15 protein-coding genes are annotated in these 16,178 nt (G+C 61.0%); 6 read left to right on the top strand and 9 right to left on the bottom strand.

Features of this window, described 5'->3' with window-relative positions; translation table 11 throughout:
• Positions 1–88: 88 nt before the first annotated feature.
• Positions 89–946 carry a FecR family protein gene (locus tag WH299_RS09620; RefSeq protein ID WP_240037380.1) on the top strand — a complete coding sequence of 286 codons (858 nt, stop codon included), beginning with the start codon at positions 89–91 and terminating at the stop codon, positions 944–946.
• A 3-nt stretch (positions 947–949) separates the two neighbouring features.
• The gene (locus WH299_RS09615) at positions 950–3,229 is read left to right on the top strand and encodes a CHASE2 domain-containing protein (protein ID WP_122730042.1); all 2,280 of its coding nucleotides are present in this window, start codon (positions 950–952) and stop codon (positions 3,227–3,229) included.
• Positions 3,230–3,411: 182 nt separating this feature from the next.
• Here the strand turns inward: WH299_RS09615 and WH299_RS09610 are convergent, their stop codons facing one another.
• The 4 genes from WH299_RS09610 to glyQ all read right to left on the bottom strand — a co-directional run bounded on the left by WH299_RS09610 (position 3,412) and on the right by glyQ (position 7,808).
• Positions 3,412–4,182, bottom strand: a complete 771-nt coding sequence (locus tag WH299_RS09610; protein ID WP_122730044.1) for a lysophospholipid acyltransferase family protein — start codon at positions 4,180–4,182, stop codon at positions 3,412–3,414.
• An 82-nt stretch (positions 4,183–4,264) separates the two neighbouring features.
• Positions 4,265–4,801: a D-glycero-beta-D-manno-heptose 1,7-bisphosphate 7-phosphatase gene (gene gmhB / locus WH299_RS09605; RefSeq protein WP_163002115.1), complete on the bottom strand. Its 537-nt coding sequence runs from the start codon at positions 4,799–4,801 to the stop codon at positions 4,265–4,267.
• Positions 4,802–4,803: 2 nt separating this feature from the next.
• Positions 4,804–6,858 carry a glycine--tRNA ligase subunit beta gene (glyS, locus tag WH299_RS09600; RefSeq protein ID WP_068937314.1) on the bottom strand — a complete coding sequence of 685 codons (2,055 nt, stop codon included), beginning with the start codon at positions 6,856–6,858 and terminating at the stop codon, positions 4,804–4,806.
• On the bottom strand, positions 6,855–7,808 hold the full coding sequence (gene glyQ / locus WH299_RS09595; RefSeq protein ID WP_003187265.1) for a glycine--tRNA ligase subunit alpha: 954 nt from the start codon (positions 7,806–7,808) through the stop codon (positions 6,855–6,857). The genes glyS and glyQ overlap by 4 nt, the downstream gene beginning before the upstream one ends.
• Positions 7,809–7,889: 81 nt before the next feature.
• Between glyQ and WH299_RS09590 the strand changes: the two genes are divergently transcribed.
• Together WH299_RS09590 and WH299_RS09585 are read left to right on the top strand one after the other, a co-directional pair.
• Complete coding sequence (locus tag WH299_RS09590) at positions 7,890–8,447, top strand: DNA-3-methyladenine glycosylase I (protein WP_068937315.1); 558 nt, start codon at positions 7,890–7,892, stop codon at positions 8,445–8,447.
• A 40-nt stretch (positions 8,448–8,487) separates the two neighbouring features.
• Positions 8,488–9,375, top strand: a complete 888-nt coding sequence (locus WH299_RS09585; RefSeq protein WP_028618597.1) for a lysophospholipid acyltransferase — start codon at positions 8,488–8,490, stop codon at positions 9,373–9,375.
• A 130-nt stretch (positions 9,376–9,505) separates the two neighbouring features.
• On the opposite strand, the gene WH299_RS09580 is transcribed toward WH299_RS09585, so the two are convergent.
• The 5 genes from WH299_RS09580 to def all read right to left on the bottom strand — a co-directional run bounded on the left by WH299_RS09580 (position 9,506) and on the right by def (position 14,088).
• Positions 9,506–9,817, bottom strand: coding sequence for a tetratricopeptide repeat protein (locus WH299_RS09580; protein ID WP_122730048.1), 312 nt, complete (start codon positions 9,815–9,817; stop codon positions 9,506–9,508).
• 42 nt (positions 9,818–9,859) lie between these two features.
• Entirely contained in the window at positions 9,860–11,233 is a 1,374-nt protein-coding gene (trkA, locus tag WH299_RS09575; protein WP_065875588.1) for a Trk system potassium transporter TrkA, read from the bottom strand.
• 22 nt (positions 11,234–11,255) lie between these two features.
• Complete coding sequence (rsmB, locus tag WH299_RS09570; protein WP_339498119.1) at positions 11,256–12,566, bottom strand: 16S rRNA (cytosine(967)-C(5))-methyltransferase RsmB; 1,311 nt, start codon at positions 12,564–12,566, stop codon at positions 11,256–11,258.
• On the bottom strand, positions 12,563–13,513 hold the full coding sequence (fmt, locus tag WH299_RS09565; protein ID WP_122730052.1) for a methionyl-tRNA formyltransferase: 951 nt from the start codon (positions 13,511–13,513) through the stop codon (positions 12,563–12,565). Before fmt ends, rsmB begins: the two co-directional genes overlap by 4 nt.
• Before the next feature lie 68 nt (positions 13,514–13,581).
• A complete protein-coding gene (gene def, locus WH299_RS09560; protein WP_053127413.1) occupies positions 13,582–14,088 on the bottom strand; it encodes a peptide deformylase in 507 nt (168 codons plus the stop codon).
• Between the two features lie 135 nt (positions 14,089–14,223).
• Between def and WH299_RS09555 the strand changes: the two genes are divergently transcribed.
• The gene (locus tag WH299_RS09555) at positions 14,224–15,000 is read left to right on the top strand and encodes a peptidoglycan-binding protein (RefSeq protein WP_123478392.1); all 777 of its coding nucleotides are present in this window, start codon (positions 14,224–14,226) and stop codon (positions 14,998–15,000) included.
• 63 nt (positions 15,001–15,063) lie between these two features.
• Complete coding sequence (dprA, locus tag WH299_RS09550; protein ID WP_126569403.1) at positions 15,064–16,158, top strand: DNA-processing protein DprA; 1,095 nt, start codon at positions 15,064–15,066, stop codon at positions 16,156–16,158.
• Positions 16,159–16,178: the final 20 nt, after the last annotated feature.

Raw genomic sequence — 16,178 nt, 5'->3', positions numbered from 1 at the left:
CGCTGATGCCCTCTGGAAACCTGACTTTATGAGCGCCATGTTTGTTCCTTCCAATTGCTTACGCCGTGCCCTTCCCTCTTTGTTGATCATGGTGATTGGCTCGGCGGGTGCTGCTACAAAGGTTCGTGCAACTTATATCGACGACGACTTCCTGTGCCGAGCCCAGCCTCTGCCTGCCGTGGTCCAGCATCTCACCGGTGAGGCCTGGAAACTCGACAACCAGGGCAAGGTAACTCCCTTGCTGGAAGGCATGACCATTGATGAACGGGAAGGTGTGAAGACCTCGGCTTCGGCGTTCGTCAGCCTGTTGCTCGGTGATGGATCCCGCGTAGTGTTGCCCTCTGACTCCCAGGTGCGGTTGCGCGTGGAGAAGAAACTGTCGATTCCCCAGGTGGTGCTCGAACAAGGCCAGGCCGAGGCGTATGTGATCAAGCGCGCCAGCGATCATGATCGCTTCCAGATCGTGACGCCGGTCGGTGTGCTGGGCGTACGGGGCACGCACTTTCGAGTGCGCAATGACGCTGAGCGATCGCTGTTGGAAGTGTTGGACGGTCAGGTAGCCGCAAACCGAGAACGGACAGGCGAGATCAAAGTTGACGCCCGCCAAGGTCTGCTCTTCAAGAAACAGGGCGACCTCAATCCCGTGGCGCTGCTTCCCGCACCTAAGCTCATGGGCCAAGACGGCCAAAAAGGCGACGCGCCGGTCTGGAGCTTGTACCTTCGGCCATTGCCCGGCGCCCAGCGCTACCGTGCCCAGGTCGCCACCGACAAAGCCTTTATGAACATCAAGCAGGAAAACTTTTCCAGCGCGCCGAAAATGAGCTTCACTGGGCTCAAAGCCTCGTTCTATCACGTGCGCTTGTCGGCTTACGACGAAAACGGCCTGGAGGGAGAAACCGGGGTCTATGACATCTTCTACTACCCGCCGACTGCCCAGGTACGTTGACCAATGATGCTCTGGGGCAAGGCCGAAAAACGACAACCCACCCATGCCCAGCGCCTGTTCCACGGTCTGGTGCGCGAGTGGTTGTGGATAGGTTTGCTGCTGCTGCCTATCACCGCCTACCTGTCGCTGAGCCCAGGCCTGGCCTTGAACAATCCGTTATACGACAGCCTGCGTCGCCTCGCACCACTACCCGTCGATCCACGTATCCTGCTGGTGACGATCGATGATTCCAGCCTTAAAAAGCTCGGACGATGGCCTTGGCCACGCAGCCTGCACGCCGACCTGATCGACCGTCTGAGCGCCGCGCAACCGGCAGGCATTCTGTTCGATGTGATCTTCAGTGAGCCCGGTGACCCCACTCATGACAAACGCCTGGCCGAGTCGGTCTGCAACGCTGGCAATGTCTTGCTACCCCTGGTGCGTGAAGGTGCTGCGAACTACAGCCAACCGGACACGCAGATGATGCCCCTGCTTAAATGCGCCAAAGGCGTGGGCCACATCAATGTTGAAGCAGACACCGACGGTGTGGTCCGCAGCCTCTACCTGCGTGAAGGCCCGCCTGATGCCACGGCACCGCAGTTGGCCTGGTTGGCCTATGAGATGAGTGGCGAGTTGTCTGAAATGCCAGGCGAGCCTCTGCAATCGATTACTCCGCACTGGCATCGGGAACACGCTATCCGCATCCCGTTTATTGCACCTCATACCCATTTTCCCAGTGTGTCTTACGCCAGCGTACTGCGCGGTGAAGTCGCTCCCGAGCAACTACGTGGTCGTTTGATCTTGGTGGGGTCGACAGCCTCCGGGTTGGGCGATCGTTTCGTCACACCTCTGTCTTCGACGGTGGGCACTACGGCAGGCGTAGAGATCCAGGCCAACGTGCTGAATGGCTTGCTTCAAGGCCGCAGCATCGTTGATCTGCCAGGCTGGCTCGCGGCCTTAATGGCGACCTCGTTGGTCGCATTGCTATTGGGCCTGCTGCTCTATCGCCCGCGCTATGCGCTGTGGATGACGCTGGGTTGCATGGCCGTCGCATTAGTCAGCTCCCTAGCCCTATTACGCCTGGGCCACTGGTGGTCGCCTGCGGCCTGTCTGATCGGCTTGTTGCTCAGTTACCTGATCTGGAACTGGCGCCGCCTCAGTGTGATCCTCGCCTATTTCGGCTGGGAACTGGCGCGGCTGGACAACGAACCCAAAGTCCTGCCTGAACGCCGCCGTGCGCCCGCCAGCAAAGGCGATGTGTTGCAGGCGCGTATCTTTGCCCTGGAACAAGCCGTGAGCCGCACACGCGACACACGGCGCTTCATGGCCGATGGCCTGGAGTGCCTGCCGGTGGCAACCCTGATTACCGACCCCAAGGGCAATATCCTGCTGGCCAACCGCATTGCCCGGGACGTGTTCGGCAACGATCTGGTCAACGAAAACCTGTTGGAGCAACTGGCCGACCTGGGCTACCCGCCGCTGCACAATGGCGTGCGCCCTGCCCTGTCGGTACTGGAACTTGTGGAGTTTCGGGACATCCACCAACGCAGCCTGCGCATGGAGCTTGCGCCCTTGCTGCCGGCTGAAGGCGATGTCGCCCTTGGTTGGCTGCTGAGCCTGACGGATTTGAGTAAGGAGCGCGAAGCCCAGCAACACCGCGAGACCATGTTGCGGTTCCTCTCTCACGACCTGCGCGCGCCCCATTCAGCGATCCTTGCGCTGCTGGATGTGCATAACGGCGAGTCCCCGGTGTTCGCCCAGATCGAACAGCAGGTTCGCCGTGCCTTGGGCCTCACCGAATCCTTCGTGCAACTGGCGAAAGCCGAGGCTGACGGGTACCAATTCCAACCGACGCTGTTCGCTATGTTGGTCATGGATGCTTTTGATCAGGTGGCACTGATTGCCCAGCTTAAAGGGATTCATTTGGTCCATGACTTGGATGAAGCGGATGAAGGTATGGTCTCTGCCGACCAGTCACTGCTCACACGGGCTTTGTTCAACGTGCTGGAGAACGCGATCAAGTATTCGCCTTCCGGGACGACCGTGAGGTTGGGGCACAGTAGCGAGCAAGGCTGGTTGGAATGCCGTATCAGCGACCAGGGCCCGGGGATTGCCGCGGCGGACTTGCCGGAGCTGTTCAGCCAATACCGTCGCTTCGATTCAGCCCAGGGCAGTGAAGGCCTGGGGCTGGGACTGACCATGGTCAAGGCCGTGGTGGAGCGTCACGGCGGGCGCATCAGTTGCGAAAGCGTGGTGGGCAAAGGCACCACATTCAGCCTTCAACTGCCGCTGTTGGAAGACTGAAAAACGTACTTTTCTGCTGTGCATAAAAAACCGGTCGCAAGGACCGGTTTTTTTAGGCGGAAAAAAACTTATGCACCTTTTCCGTGATTTTATGAGCTTGGGAAATATTTAAGTAAATCAGCATCTTAAAAGACAAAAAAGACGATTCGCCAACAAACCGTGCACAGGTTATCCACAGATGATCAGATGACCGGCGTGTCGACTACAACCGGCACCGGCGGTAGCGATCCCATGGCCCGTTGCTGGGCTTCATTCCACGCCTGGGCGCGGTCATTCAGCGCGGCGATGGCGCGGGGTCCTTCACCTTCGGCGTACATCGGTTCACCGATCACCACGGTGATGGTGCCTTCGCGTTTAGCCCAGCCGGTCTTTGGCCAGAACTTGCCGGCGTTATGCGCAATCGGCAGTACCGGCAGATGGGCGTTGACCGCCAAAGCCGTACCTCCGCGTGAGAACTTGCCTACCGTGCCGTAGGGCACACGTGTGCCTTCGGGGAAGATCAGCACCCAAACACCATCCTTGAGCAGCTCGTCGCCCTTCTTGGCCACGTGCTTGAGCGCGGCCTTGGGGTTATCACGGTCGATGGCGATCGGACGCAGCATGGCCATGGCCCAGCCGAAGAACGGCACATACAGCAACTCACGCTTGAGCACCTGGCTCAACGGCGAGAAGTACGCCGACAGGAAGAAGGTCTCCCAGGTGCTCTGGTGGTTCGACAGAATCACGCAGGGCTGGTCCGGGACGTTTTCCGCGCCCTTGACCTCGAAACGGATGTTCAGGAACACCTTGGTCAGCCACAAAGCGCAGCGGCACCAGTAGACGTTGATAAAGCGATAGCGCGCCTTGAACGGCAGGAAGGGCGCAATAAAAAAGCTCAGGGTGCACCAGAGAAACGAACTGGTGCCCAGCAGCAGGTAAAAGAAAAAGGTTCTGATGGCCTGCAAAATCGACATGGCGGCATTTACCGTTGCGGGACACGGCCCGCCTGCTAAAAGCGCACTCCCGAGCAATCCTTGTTCAGGAAGTCGAGGGCGGCTAGTTGTTGATAAGTTCTGCGGCAACGGCCGCCAGATCGTCAAAAATCAAGGTGCCTACCGGCAGGTTTTTCGCCTGGGTCTTTTCGCCTTTTCCGGTCTTAACCAAAACTGGCTGAGAGTCGACGGCTTTGGCCGCCTCCAGGTCACCGAGGCTGTCCCCGACGAACCATATCCCAGCTAACGGCACCTTGTAATGTTCTGCAATGGTTTTCAACATGCCCGGCTTGGGTTTGCGGCAATCGCAGCCCTCATCCGGCCCGTGGGGGCAATACACCACCAACCCCACCTCACCGCCCTGCTCGGCCACCAACGCGCGCAGGCGTGCGTGCATGGCGTCCAGGGTGGCGATGTCGTAGTAACCACGGGCGATGCCAGACTGGTTGGTGGCGATGGCCACCGTCCAGCCGGCTTTGCTCAACTGCGCGATGGCCTCGATCGAGCCGGGCAGTGGAATCCACTCCGCCACCGACTTGATGTAAGCGTCGGAGTCATAATTGATCACCCCGTCCCGATCGAGAATCAGCAGTTTCAACATGGTCAGCTCAGCGTCGAAATGTCAGCGATATTGACGAACAAGCCGCGCAGGCGCGCCAGCATGGCGTAGCGGTTTTTCCGCACGCCGGCATCGTCGGCATTGATCATCACCGCTTCGAAGAACGCATCCACCGGCTCACGCAAGGTGGCCAGGCGCGCCAGGGCTTCGGCGTAGTTGCGCTCTGCGATCAACGGTTTCACCGCGTTCTCCGCCTTGGCGATGGCCGAGTTCAGCGAGAACTCCTTGGCATCGGCAAACAGGCCAGGGTCGACTTCTGCGTTGCCCAGGCCTTCGGCCTTGCTCAGCAGGTTCGACACACGCTTGTTCACGGCGGCCAGGGCATCGGCTTCCGGCAGTTTGCGGAAGGCCTGCACGGCTTGTACGCGCTGGTCGAAGTCCAGCGCCGAACCCGGCTGCAGGGCACGTACCGACAGGTACACCGACACGTCCACGCCTTCGTCTTCGTAGCGCGCACGCAGGCGGTCGAACACGAACTCCAGCACTTGCTCGGCCAGGCCGGCTTGCTTGACCTTGGCGCCGAACTGGCCGACGGCGAACACCACGGCCTGGGTCAGGTCGAGGTCGAGCTTCTTGTCGATCAGGATGCGCAGCACGCCCAGGGCCGCACGGCGCAGGGCATACGGGTCTTTGCTGCCGGTTGGCAACATGCCGATACCGAAGATACCCACAAGGGTGTCCAGCTTGTCGGCGATCGCCACGGCTGCACCGGTCAGGGTGGTCGGCAGTTCAGCGCCGGCACCGCGTGGCATGTACTGCTCGTTCAGGGCCAGGGCGACATCTTGCGGCTCGCCGTCGTTGAGTGCGTAGTAGTAGCCGGCAACACCTTGCATCTCCGGGAACTCGCCGACCATCTCGGTGGCCAGGTCGCACTTGGACAGCAAGCCTGCACGCGCAGCCCAGGCGGAATCGCCGCCAATGCGTGGCGCAATGTAAGCGGCCAGCTTGGAGACTCGTACGGCCTTGTCGTAGACGCTGCCGAGTTTTTCCTGGAACACCACGTTTTGCAGGCGCAGGTTGAAGTCTTCCAGCTTTTGCTTCTTGTCTTGCTTGAAGAAGAACTCGGCGTCAGTCAGGCGCGGGCGAACGACTTTCTCGTTACCGGCGATGATCTGCTGCGGGTCCTTGCTTTCGATGTTGGCCACGGTGATAAAGCGCGGCAGCAACTTGCCATCCACATCCAGCAGGCAGAAATACTTCTGGTTGTCCTGCATCGTGGTGATCAGCGCTTCTTGCGGCACGTCGAGGAAACGTTCTTCGAACGAGCACACCAGCGGCACCGGCCATTCGACCAGCGCGGTTACTTCGTCGAGCAGGCTTGGCGGCACGATGGCGGTGCCTTCTTGCAGACGAGCCAGCTCTTCGGTGCGCTTGCTGATCAGCTCGCGACGCTCGTTGGCGTCGGCCAGCACGTAGGCGGCACGCAGGTCGGCGGCGTAGTTGGCCGGCGAGGTGATGCGTACAGCTTGCGGGTGATGGAAGCGGTGACCACGGGAATCACGACCGGACTTCTGGGCGAGAAGGGTGCAATCGATGACCTGGTCACCGAGCAGCATCACCAGCCATTGGGTCGGACGTACGAACTCTTCTTTACGTGCACCCCAGCGCATGCGCTTGGGGATCGGCAAATCATTCAACGAGTCTTCAACGATGGTCGGCAACAGGCTGGCAGTCGGCTTGCCGGTGATGACCTGGCTGAAACGCAGTTTCGGACCACTCTGGTCGATTTCGCTCAGCTCGACGCCACACTTCTTGGCAAAACCCAGTGCAGCTTGAGTCGGGTTGCCTTCAGCATCGAAAGCCGCCTGGCGTGGCGGGCCGTCGAGGTTGATGCTGCGGTCCGGCTGCTGGGTTTCCAGCGCGGTCAGCAACACGGCCAGGCGACGCGGCGCGGCGTAGACTTTTTTCGCGGCGAATTTCAGGCCAGCGGTCTGCAGGCCTTTTTCGATACCGGCCAGGAACGCGTCGGCCAGGGTGTTCAGTGCCTTGGGTGGCAGCTCTTCTGTGCCCAGTTCAACCAGGAAATCTTGAGCACTCATTGTGCAGCCTCCAGCTTAGCCAACACTTCATCACGCAGGTCCGGGGTTGCCATCGGGAAGCCCAGCTTGGCGCGAGCCAGCAGGTAGGCTTGGGCGACGGAACGCGCCAGGGTGCGTACACGCAGGATGTATTGCTGGCGCGCGGTGACCGAGATGGCACGGCGGGCATCCAGCAGGTTGAAGGTATGGGAGGCCTTCAACACCATTTCATAGCTTGGCAACGGCAGCGGCTGGTCGAGTTCGATCAGGCGCTTGGCTTCGCTTTCATAGAAGTCGAACAGTTCGAACAGTTTGTCGACGTTGGCGTGTTCGAAGTTGTAGGTGGACTGCTCCACCTCGTTCTGGTGGAACACGTCGCCGTAGGTCACTTTGCCGAACGGGCCATCAGCCCACACCAGGTCGTAGACCGAGTCCACGCCTTGCAGGTACATGGCCAGGCGCTCGAGACCGTAGGTGATTTCGCCGGTCACCGGGTAGCACTCGATGCCGCCCGCTTGCTGGAAGTAAGTGAACTGTGTCACTTCCATGCCATTGAGCCAGACTTCCCAGCCCAGGCCCCAGGCGCCCAGGGTAGGCGATTCCCAGTTGTCTTCGACAAAACGGATGTCGTGGACCAGTGGGTCCAGGCCGACATGTTTCAGCGAGCCCAGGTACAGTTCCTGGAAGTTATCCGGGTTCGGCTTCAGTACCACCTGGAACTGGTAGTAGTGCTGCAGACGGTTCGGGTTTTCGCCGTAGCGGCCGTCAGTCGGGCGACGACTGGGCTGCACATAAGCGGCGTTCCAGGTTTCCGGGCCAATGGCCCGCAGGAATGTAGCGGTGTGGAAAGTGCCGGCGCCTACTTCCATATCGTAGGGCTGAAGTACCACACAACCTTGCTCGGCCCAGTATTGCTGGAGGGCGAGGATCAAGTCTTGGAAGGTACGCACGGCTGGCGTAGGCTGGCTCACGAAATTCACCTGTTACTTGGGCTGCGATTTAAAGAGCGGGAGTATACCCGATTCGGCCGCGCCACCATCCCCTGGAGCCTTATGCCACGCTGCTTTTGGTGTTCTGAAGATCCGCTGTACATGGCTTATCACGATCAGGAGTGGGGAACGCCGCTGCGCGATGCGCAGGGTTTGTTCGAGTTGCTTTTGCTCGAAGGGTTCCAGGCGGGCCTTTCCTGGATCACCGTTTTACGCAAACGCGAGCATTATCGAAAGGTCTTGTTTGGTTTTGACGCGCAGCGATTGGCGCGGTTGACCGATGATGAGATCGAAGCGCTGATGCAGGATCCGGGCATTGTGCGCAATCGCCTGAAGCTCAACGCCACCCGGCGCAATGCCGCTGCCTGGCTGGCGTTGGAGGACCCGGTGGGGTTGCTCTGGTCCTTTGTTGGCGGCACACCCAGGGTCAATCATTTCAAGGATCGCAGCGAAGTGCCGGCGATTACACCGCAGGCTGAAGCCATGAGCAAAGCCTTGAAGAAAGCCGGCTTCACTTTCGTCGGGCCAACCATTTGCTACGCGTTCATGCAGGCCTCGGGCATGGTCATGGACCACACTCAAGACTGCGACCGTTACGCGGACTTGGCCAACGCCGGTTAGAATGCCGGCTTTGCGCACCACACACGATCAGGAGTGACCTGTGGAAAAGTTTAAAGGCGCCTTGCTGGTAGGCGCTCTCCGGCTGTTTGCCCTACTGCCCTGGCGCGCTGTCCAGGCCGTCGGCACGGCGATTGGCTGGATCATGTGGAAAACCCCCAACCGCTCCCGCGACACGGTGCGGATCAACCTGTCCAAATGCTTCCCGGACATGAACCCAGCCGAGCGCGAAGCGCTGGTCGGCCGCAGCCTGATGGACATCGGCAAGTCCCTGACCGAAAGCGCCTGCGCCTGGATCTGGCCGGCCCAGCGCTCCATTGACCTGGTGCGTGAAGTCGAAGGCCTGGAAGTGCTGCACGAAGCCCTCGCCTCGGGCAAAGGCGTGGTCGGCATCACCAGCCACCTGGGCAACTGGGAAGTGCTGAACCACTTCTATTGCAGCCAATGCAAACCGATCATTTTCTACCGCCCGCCCAAGCTCAAGGCGGTGGACGAATTGCTGCGCAAGCAGCGCGTGCAATTGGGCAACCGTGTGGCGGCGTCGACCAAGGAAGGCATCCTCAGCGTGATCAAGGAAGTGCGCAAGGGCGGCCAGGTAGGTATCCCCGCCGACCCGGAGCCGGCCGAGTCCGCCGGGATCTTCGTGCCATTCTTCGCCACTCAGGCGCTGACCAGCAAATTCGTGCCGAACATGCTGGCGGGCCACAAGGCCGTCGGCGTGTTCCTGCATGCGCTGCGGCTGCCGGACGGTTCGGGTTACAAAGTGATCCTGGAAGCGGCGCCGGAAGACATGTACAGCACCGACACCGCCACGTCCTGCGCGGCGATGAGCAAGGTGGTGGAACGTTATGTCGGCGCTTATCCGAGCCAGTACATGTGGAGCATGAAGCGCTTCAAGAAACGCCCGCCGGGTGAGGCGCGGTGGTATTGAGCCACCCCTGACTCAAGACCCATGAAGATCTAATGTGGGAGCTGGCTTGCCTGCGATGCAGGCAATTCAGTCTTTCAGTTAAACCGAGTTGATGCCATCGCAGGCAAGCCAGCTCCCACAAGGGATCGGCTCAAGGTTGGCGGTCGAGTTTCTTCAGGAACACCGCCATCTCTTTTTCGGCCTGTTTGTCGCCATGGGCCTGGGCCGCTTCGATGCCCTTCTCCCACGCCAGCCGCGCCGCCGCACGATCTTCCAAGCCCAACTGCGCCTTACCCAACAACTTCCACGCCGCCGAATACTTGGGGTCGAACTCCACGCATTTCTGCAGATGCTCCGCCGCCTTGGCGTTGTCCTTCAGGTCCAAATAACCCTTGCCCAAACCAAAGCGCAGCAGGGAATTATCCACACCCTTGGCCAGCATTTTTTCCAGTGACTCAAGCATACAAAGGATCCTGTAGGAGCCGGCTTGCCGGCGATAGCGTCATCAGAAAAAACTCAACCCCACGTGGAACAGCTTCTCCACATCGCGGATATGTTTTTTATCCACCAGAAACAGAATCACATGGTCCCCGGTTTCGATCACCGTATCGTCGTGGGCAATGATCACCTCTTCATCACGAATAATCGCGCCAATGGTGGTGCCCGGCGGCAAGCCGATGTCTCGGATGGCCTTGCCGATCACTTTGCTCGACTTCGAGTCGCCGTGGGCAATCGCCTCGATGGCTTCCGCCGCACCCCGGCGCAGGGAGTGCACGCTGACGATATCGCCACGGCGTACGTGGGCCAGCAAGGTGCCGATGGTCGCCAACTGCGGGCTGATGGCGATGTCGATATCGCCGCCCTGGATCAGGTCCACGTAGGCGGGGTTGTTGATGATGGTCATCACTTTTTTCGCGCCCAGCCGCTTGGCCAGCAACGACGACATGATGTTGGCTTCGTCATCGTTGGTCAGGGCCAGGAAGATATCTGCGTCGGCGATGTTCTCTTCCATCAGCAGGTCGCGGTCCGAGGCACTGCCTTGCAGTACGACGGTGCTGTCGAGGGTGTCGGACAAATGCCGGCAACGTGCCGGGCTCATCTCGATGATCTTCACCTGATAGCGGCTTTCGATGGCTTCGGCCAAACGCTCGCCGATCTGCCCACCGCCCGCGATGACGATGCGCTTATAGGTTTCATCGAGGCGGCGCATTTCGCTCATGACTGCACGAATATTCGCTTTGGCGGCGATGAAAAACACTTCGTCGTCGGCCTCGATCACGGTATCGCCCTGGGGCAGTATCGGGCGGTCGCGCCGGAAAATCGCCGCGACGCGGGTTTCCACATTGGGCATGTGCTCACGCAACTGACGCAGTTGTTGGCCCACCAGCGGGCCGCCGTAATAGGCCTTTACCGCGACCAGTTGCGCCTTGCCGCCGGCAAAGTCGATCACCTGCAAGGCGCCCGGAATTTCGATCAGGCGCTTGATGTAATGGGTGACCACTTGTTCCGGGCTGATCAGCACGTCGACGGGAATCGCGTCGTTGTCGAACAGACCGGCGCGGGTCAGGTAGGCCGCTTCGCGTACACGGGCGATCTTGGTCGGGGTATGGAACAGGGTGTGGGCGACCTGGCAGGCGACCATGTTGGTTTCGTCGCTGTTGGTCACGGCGACGAGCATGTCGGCATCGTCGGCGCCGGCCTGGCGCAGCACGGTTGGAAACGACGCGCGGCCCTGCACCGTGCGGATGTCCAGGCGGTCGCCGAGGTTGCGCAGGCGCTCGGCATCAGTGTCGACCACGGTGATGTCGTTGGCTTCACTGGCCAAATGTTCGGCCAGCGTACCGCCGACCTGCCCTGCCCCAAGGATGATGATTTTCATCCGGTCACTCCCTTAAAACCATTCAGCCGCGCGCGGCGGCGATCTTGATCAGTTTGGCGTAGTAGAAGCCATCGTGTCCGCCCTCTTGCGCGAGCAACTGGCGGCCATGGGGCTGCTTGATGCCGGCCGTGGTGGCAAGGTCCAGCTCTCGGGCGCCGCTGGTGCGGGCGAGGAAGGCTTCGATCACCTCGGTGTTTTCCGTCGGCAAGGTGGAACAGGTGGCGTAGAGCAGGATGCCGCCGACTTCCAGGGTTGGCCACAGCGCGTCGAGCAGCTCGCCTTGCAGCACGGCCAGGGCGGCGATGTCGTCGGGTTGGCGGGTGAGCTTGATGTCCGGGTGGCGGCGGATCACGCCGGTGGCGGAACACGGTGCATCGAGCAGGATGCGCTGGAACGGCTTGCCGTCCCACCAGGTGGCGGTGTCACGGCCGTCGGCAGCGATCAGCTCGGCGCTGAGGCCCAGGCGCGCCAGGTTCTCGCGCACGCGCACCAGACGCTTAGCCTCCAGGTCGACAGCGACGACACCGGCCAGGCCTTTTTCGACTTCCAGGATGTGACACGTCTTACCGCCTGGCGCGCAGCAGGCGTCGAGCACGCGCTGGCCCGGCGCCAGGTCGAGCAGGTCGGCGGCCAGTTGCGCGGCTTCGTCCTGCACGCTGATCCAGCCCTCGGCAAAGCCCGGCAGGCTGCGCACGTCAGTGGCGGCTTCGAGCACGATGCCGTCGACGCTGTACACGCATGGCGTGGCGTTGATGCCGGCCTCGTTGAGCAATTGCAGGTAGGCGTCACGGCTGCGATGACGACGATTGACCCGCAGGATCATCGGCGGGTGCGCATTGTTCGCCGCGCAAATGGCTTCCCACTGCTCAGGCCAGAACGCCTTCAGGGACTTTTGCAACCAGCGCGGATGGGCGGTGCGCACCACCGGGTCATGTTCCAGCTCGGCCAGCAGCGCCTCGCTCTCGCGCTGGGCGCGGCGCAGCACGGCGTTGAGCAGGGCCTTGGCCCAGGGTTTTTTTAGCTTGTCGGCGCAACCGACCGTTTCGCCGATAGCGGCGTGGGCGGGCACGCGGGTGTAGAGCAGTTGATAGAGGCCCACCAGCAGCAGCGCCTCGACATCCGCATCGGCCGCCTTGAACGGCTTTTGCAGTAATTTGGTTGCCAGCGCCGACAAGCGTGGCTGCCAGCGTGCTGTGCCAAAGGCCAGGTCCTGGGTGAAACCGCGATCGCGGTCTTCGACCTTGTCCAACTGGGTCGGCAATGAACTGTTCAGCGAAGCCTTGCCTTGGAGGACGGCGGCGAGAGCCTTGGCGGCGGCCAGACGTGGGTTCATTGGACAGCCCCGAGGAGGGTGCCCACGGCAAATTTCTCACGACGGCTGTTGAACAAATCGCTGAAATTAAGCGCCTTGCCACCGGGCAGTTGCAGACGAGTCAGGCACAGCGCCTGTTCACCGCAGGCGACCAACAGGCCGTCCTTGCTGGCGCCGATGATCTCACCGGGAGCGCCTTTGCCCTCGGCCAGGGTGGCGGCCAGCACTTTCAAGGCTTCGCCGTTGAGGGTGCTGTGGCAGATCGGCCATGGGTTGAAGGCGCGCACCAAGCGCTCCAGCTCCACGGCCGGGCGGCTCCAGTCGATGCGCGCTTCGTCTTTGTTGAGTTTGTGGGCGTAGGTGGCGAGCTTGTCGTCCTGCACTTCGCCTTCCAGGGTGCCGGCGGCCAGGCCGGCGATGGCCTGGATCACAGCAGGTGGGCCCAGCTCGGCAAGGCGGTCGTGCAGGCTGCCTCCGGTGTCTTCGCCGGTGATCGGGGTGGTGACCTTGAGCAGCATGGGGCCGGTGTCCAGGCCGGCTTCCATGCGCATCACGGTCACACCGCTTTCGCTGTCACCGGCTTCTACGGCGCGCTGGATTGGCGCCGCACCGCGCCAGCGTGGCAGCAGCGAGGCATGGCTGTTGATGCAGCCCAAGCGTGGGATATCCAGCACCACTTGCGGCAGGATCAAGCCGTAGGCCACCACCACCAGCAAGTCCGGCTTCAGCGCGGCCAGTTCGGCCTGGGCCTCGGCGTTGCGCAGGGTCGGCGGTTGCAGCACGGGAATGTTGTGCGCCAGCGCCAGTTGCTTGACCGGGCTCGGCATCAGTTTTTGCCCACGACCGGCCGGGCGATCCGGCTGGGTGTACACCGCGACGATGTCATAAGGGCTGGCAAGCAGGGCCTTGAGGTGTTCGGCGGCAAATTCAGGCGTGCCGGCAAAAACAATGCGCAGTGGCTCGGTCATGGGAGGTCTCGGTTAAAAGCAGTCACAAAAGAAAAAGGCTTGCCGCAGCAAGCCTTTGGAAGGGGGCATCAAGCTTGCTGGCGATGCTTTTTTTCCAGCTTCTTCTTGATCCGGTCGCGCTTGAGCGTGGACAGGTAATCGACAAACAGCTTGCCGTTGAGGTGGTCGCATTCGTGCTGGATGCACACCGCCAGCAGGCCTTCGGCAATCAGCTCGAATGGCTTGCCGTCGCGGTCCAGGGCCTTGATCTTCACGCGCAGCGGGCGTTCGACGTTCTCGTAGAACTCCGGCACGGAGAGGCAGCCTTCCTGGTATTCGCCCATCTCGTCGGTCAGCGGTTCGAACTCGGGGTTGATGTACACCCTCGGTTCGCTGCGATCTTCCGACAGGTCCATGACCACGACGCGCTGATGCACGTTGACCTGGGTCGCGGCGAGGCCGATACCCGGGGCTTCATACATTGTTTCAAACATGTCATCGACCAACTGACGAACCTTGTCGTCCACTACGGCCACCGGTTTGGCGATCGTGCGCAGGCGCGAGTCGGGGAATTCGAGGATGTTCAAAATAGCCATAAGCGTAATTGCTGCACATGTGAGGTAGAGGCAAATCGGCGTTGGGATGGACCCACACGACCGGTGTGAAACCCTTAAAAGCCGCGAAGGCCAAGGCATTTCACGCGAACGCACATAATAAAGGAGATTCACCCCATGAGGAAATCGCTACTCGTCTTGCTGCTGTGGTCCCCGTTTTCCATGGCCCTGCTGCCCCAGCCCATCCAGCGCCTGGAACAACCGACGCAACAGGCTATCCAGCGATTCCTGCTGCATAACCGCATCCTTGATACACCCCAGGACCTGGACAACGCGCCGTACATCGTCGCTGCCGAGGCTGGCCGCGTGCTCGGCGCCAATGGCGAGCGGGTGCATGCCAGGGGCAACCTGGACCCTTCCCAACCCCATTACGGCATATTCCGACGCGGCAAGGTCTACACCGACCCGCAGACCCGAGAACTGCTGGGGATCAACGCCGACGACATTGGCACCGCCCGTTTTGTAACGGCTGGCGACCTCACCACCCTGGCCGTGCAACGTATTACCCAGGAGGTGCGACCCGGTGACCGTCTGTTGCGTGCACAACCTCCGGCCGATCCGACAGCCTTTGCGGTCTCGCCAACCACGCCCTTTATCGAAGGGCAGATCATCGATATCCCCAAGGGCGTGACCCAGATCGGCGTGCTGGATGCCGTGACCCTGAACAAGGGTCGTCGTGACGGCCTGGCCGAAGGCCAACTGCTCAGCGTGATCAAGACCGGCGCCAAGGTTCGCGACAGCCTGACCGGCGCACCGACCAAACTGCCCGATGAACGCGCCGGCACCCTGCTGGTGTTTCGCACCTACGAAAAACTCAGTTACGGCCTGGTTCTCAATGCCTCACGACCCCTGGCAGTGATGGACCGTTTCGAGACTGCTCATCAAACGCAATGAATAGCCTGCTAAATAAGTTACCAACAGAGTTATCCACAGCTTGTTACGGTCAAGGATGATCAGATGTATCCGACAAACAACCACGAAATATCCCCGTCAGAACTGGAAGCTCGACTACGCTTGCACAGGCTGCCGGAACTGGGTCAGAAACGTTTTCGCTTATTGATCGAGGCCTTCGGCTCTGCCTCAAAAGCCATCAGCGCACCTGCCAGTGCCTGGCGTTCGCTGGGGTTGCCGGCCATCAGCGCCGATGCCCGGCGCAGTCATGAAATCCGCGACGGCGCCAGCGCGGCATTGGCCTGGCTGGCCCGTCCGGCCCAGCATTTACTGATGTGGGACCAGCCTGACTACCCCGCACTGCTTGCCCAGATCGATGACGCGCCGCCGTTGCTATTCGTCGCCGGTGACCCTGCGATCCTGGAAAAACCGCAACTCGCGATGGTGGGTAGTCGTCGTGCATCGCGTCCCGGCATGGACACGGCGGCAGCGTTTTCGCGCAGTCTGGCGAGCGCCGGTTTTGTCATCACCAGTGGCCTTGCGTTAGGCATTGACGGTGCAGCCCATCAGGCGGCATTGGATGTGGGTGGCCAGACAATCGGTGTGCTCGGCACCGGGCTGGAAAACTTTTATCCACAGCGCCACCGACGGCTGGCGGCGGCGATGATTGACCAAGGCAGCGCCGTGATTTCCGAGTTTCCTCTGGACGCACCGCCCCAGGCGGGCAATTTTCCCCGCCGCAACCGGATCATCAGTGGCCTGTCCCTGGGTGTGTTGGTGGTGGAAGCCAGCATGGCCAGCGGTTCGCTGATCACGGCGAAGCTGGCGGCGGAGCAAGGGCGCGAGGTGTATGCGATCCCGGGTTCCATCCACCATCCCGGCGCCAAGGGCTGTCATCAGTTGATCCGCGATGGCGCGGTGTTGGTGGAGACTATCGAACACATCCTGGAAGGTTTGCGTGGTTGGCAGGCGTTGTCACGCCCTGCCCCGATGCCTGTTGTCCATCCGTTGGTGGCACTGCTGCACGCGGCACCCCACACCAGTGAAGCCTTGGCGATTGCCAGTGGGCGATCGTTGTCCCAGGTGCTGGCAACCCTTACGGAGCTTGAGCTCGAAGGTCAGGTCATCTGCGAAAGCGGGCGCTGGCTTGCGCGTTGCTAGGTTTTGTAAAGAAGATCGGT

This window comes from Pseudomonas sp. MYb541, from assembly GCF_037479595.1.
Taxonomy (GTDB): domain Bacteria; phylum Pseudomonadota; class Gammaproteobacteria; order Pseudomonadales; family Pseudomonadaceae; genus Aquipseudomonas; species Aquipseudomonas canadensis.
This window is presented reverse-complemented; position numbering and strand designations above follow the sequence as displayed.

Coding starts and splice junctions, on each gene's coding strand:
- fmt (WP_122730052.1), bottom strand. CDS start 13,513: ATGACCGAGCCACTGCGCATTGTTTTTGCCGGCACGCCTGAATTTGCC.
- WH299_RS09580 (WP_122730048.1), bottom strand. CDS start 9,817: ATGCTTGAGTCACTGGAAAAAATGCTGGCCAAGGGTGTGGATAATTCC.
- gmhB (WP_163002115.1), bottom strand. CDS start 4,801: ATGTTGAAACTGCTGATTCTCGATCGGGACGGGGTGATCAATTATGAC.
- WH299_RS09590 (WP_068937315.1), top strand. CDS start 7,890: ATGCCACGCTGCTTTTGGTGTTCTGAAGATCCGCTGTACATGGCTTAT.
- trkA (WP_065875588.1), bottom strand. CDS start 11,233: ATGAAAATCATCATCCTTGGGGCAGGGCAGGTCGGCGGTACGCTGGCC.
- glyS (WP_068937314.1), bottom strand. CDS start 6,858: ATGAGTGCTCAAGATTTCCTGGTTGAACTGGGCACAGAAGAGCTGCCA.
- WH299_RS09615 (WP_122730042.1), top strand. CDS start 950: ATGATGCTCTGGGGCAAGGCCGAAAAACGACAACCCACCCATGCCCAG.
- def (WP_053127413.1), bottom strand. CDS start 14,088: ATGGCTATTTTGAACATCCTCGAATTCCCCGACTCGCGCCTGCGCACG.
- rsmB (WP_339498119.1), bottom strand. CDS start 12,566: ATGAACCCACGTCTGGCCGCCGCCAAGGCTCTCGCCGCCGTCCTCCAA.
- WH299_RS09610 (WP_122730044.1), bottom strand. CDS start 4,182: ATGTCGATTTTGCAGGCCATCAGAACCTTTTTCTTTTACCTGCTGCTG.
- WH299_RS09555 (WP_123478392.1), top strand. CDS start 14,224: ATGAGGAAATCGCTACTCGTCTTGCTGCTGTGGTCCCCGTTTTCCATG.
- WH299_RS09620 (WP_240037380.1), top strand. CDS start 89: ATGGTGATTGGCTCGGCGGGTGCTGCTACAAAGGTTCGTGCAACTTAT.
- dprA (WP_126569403.1), top strand. CDS start 15,064: ATGTATCCGACAAACAACCACGAAATATCCCCGTCAGAACTGGAAGCT.